Genomic DNA, 768 nt, shown 5'->3' with positions numbered 1-768 from the left:
GCTATCTAGGCTATAGTCGGCTTTGAACATGAGGCCAAGCGTTTTTTGCTGGCTATCATTCTCAGGAAGGTTTCCCTGCCAAGTTGCTACATACTGGTTCCGGTTTGTTCTCAAGTACGCAATGGTACTCAGTTCAATCTCGTCATTAAGTAAGTGCGTCCATTCTGTACTCAAACGGGCAAAATCAAATTTTCGCTGAATATCCATCCCGGTAGCTAGTGCAGCTTCTATATCACCCACCGATTCTGTATCGTTTTTCAGCGCATCCAAACCAATTAAACTACCGGCCTGATCAGCCTCAGTAGTGTTTATTGCAAAGACTGTTTTCAGGCTATTGTTGTCATTCAAGGAAACAAAATGCGTAATATTCGCTTCACTTCGTTTTGAGCGAGTATGGTCTCGCCAGCCATCGTTTTCGCTATGCGATATATCAATGCCGACTGAAGAGTCATCACTCAAGCTTGCGCTTCCTGCTAGGCCTAAACGATAAAAGCCATGCGCACCAGCTTCAGTTTTGACGGTATAACCTTCTCTTAAGCTTGGGTCTTGGGAAATCACATTGATAGTACCTGCAACTGAATCGGAGCCGTACAATGCAGTCCCTGCCCCCTTCAAAACTTCTGCAGACCCTGCCGTACTAAAGTTGGTGTATGCCAAACCGTTATGGTTAAAGAAGCCAGAGGATTGTACCGGTATGCCATCCTGTAAAAACAAGTAATAAGGCCCTGTATTGGAAGGCATACGTATACTGGTTTTATGCCCCAAGGT

At 45.1% G+C, this 768-nt stretch carries 1 protein-coding gene; it reads right to left on the bottom strand.

Going from position 1 to position 768, the window contains the following annotated elements; translation table 11 throughout:
* Positions 1-768 (bottom strand): TonB-dependent receptor plug domain-containing protein (locus A3766_RS07255; protein ID WP_156508758.1); only part of this gene is annotated, 768 nt, incomplete at both ends.

Source organism: Oleiphilus sp. HI0132 (assembly GCF_001635845.1).
Note: the sequence above shows the minus strand (reverse complement) of the source record. Positions and strands in the feature narration are given on the sequence as shown.